This is a genomic window from Endozoicomonas sp. Z74 (genome assembly GCF_057680865.1).
Genome location: NZ_JBLYZI010000231.1, coordinates 1 through 1499 on the forward strand (window position 1 = coordinate 1; position 1499 = coordinate 1499).

Sequence of the window (1499 nt, forward strand, 5' to 3'; positions counted from 1 at the left end):
AGAAAGTAATAAACCGAGAAGCTGTTTATCGTAAAGCGAAGGAGCAACACCCAGAACGCTGGGGAAGCCGCAATACCAGAAACTGGCAGTTACCCACTGAAGTATGGCTAAACCCTGAGCGATCAGAAAATCAGCAGCACTATGATTTAGCTGCATAGGTTGAGGCGACATCTTTCTTGAAAATCACCGACCCCTACCCTCCAGTACCTGACAATGCCTGACAATGCCTGAGCTTTTGGGCTGAATTTCAATGCCCTCTGTTTTCCGGTCCCAAGGGTATAGAGCTGCCAGGAAAGAATCATCTATAGGAATGAGAGTATCGGTGTTGAAACCTTTAGCAGTTCATCGGGCTTGCTATAGGTACGACCTCTTCCCAATTTTGTCTGGCATCCCATTTCAAGAGCTAGAAATTCACGAAAAGCTTTTGCGCCTGCTGCATGCAGACAGGTATCTACCGTGCGATAATCTGACCCCACAATAATAGGTGCCTCCAAGCCAATCACAGGAAAGTAGAGATGTTATCGTTTGTCGCTGAGGTGATATCCACTCTGGCTGATTCTCTGGGCCTTATAGATAGGGTGAGAAAAAAATTTGGGAGCGCAGAGCCTGCTGGCCCGATACACCAGGTTGCAGATAGGATCTTCAAGGCTTTCGAGGCCCATGGAGTTAATAGGGCGAATTTAGTTGGTTTTATTGATCAGAAGCATGAAATCACCTTTGCTGACCTGTGTTCCCATGATGCATTTGTACCCAAAATTACCAATGAGCTGATTGATGAAGTTGCTGAAAAACTTTCCATCAACCGTGAGTGGCTAACGGGTGTTGTGGATGAGATATACCCAAGTAACCACTGTTATAAAAACTTGAGAGTATTTATTGATCACTTGGGGGAAATTACTGCGCAAGGTGAGCTTAGGCAAGATGTTGAAGTAGTCATTATAAAACCGTCAGGGTGTAGTCTCGAAGAACTCCAGAATTTAGGAAGTTTGAGTGCTTTTGCCGTTGTTATCAGGGAGCCAATAGGGCATATCGGTGATAAATCGATCTATCGAGACCATCTGTATGATGAGTTCAACTGGGGGCACCAACCGGCCAGGCTTCACCTACAAGGTATTTCGATGATCTCTTGGCAGTTGGCTCTAAAGCCTTGGGGGGCAGAACTCCCAAAAAATGAAATTGTAAATCTCTTGGATGGGAGAATTTTTATTGCCCCGGTTCTGAATCGGCTTAACTTACATGCTTGGTACCCAGATGATTATATTTTTTTAGAGGGCGAGTCTGTGAGGTGTGAGAATTCTACACTTGCTCTGGAGGCCAGGGAGTGGATGGTTCGAAGTGGTCATTTGGCCTATCTGAATAAGATATCCGAAAGTGCATTAGTTCAGATCTGATCTGACAATTCCCTCTTCAAAAAAGGGAAGGGTTACCGATTTAGATAGAGGGTGAAATCACTGAAATCTAAATCGTAAAAAGGTAACCCTTATGATTCATACTAATCA

General features: G+C 44.4%; 1 protein-coding gene. It reads left to right on the plus strand.

From position 1 onward, the window contains the following. Nucleotides 1–515: 515 nt before the first annotated feature. Nucleotides 516–1391, plus strand: coding sequence for a hypothetical protein (locus ACNRUY_RS26440; protein ID WP_488114654.1), 876 nt, complete (start codon nt 516–518; stop codon nt 1389–1391). Nucleotides 1392–1499: the final 108 nt, after the last annotated feature.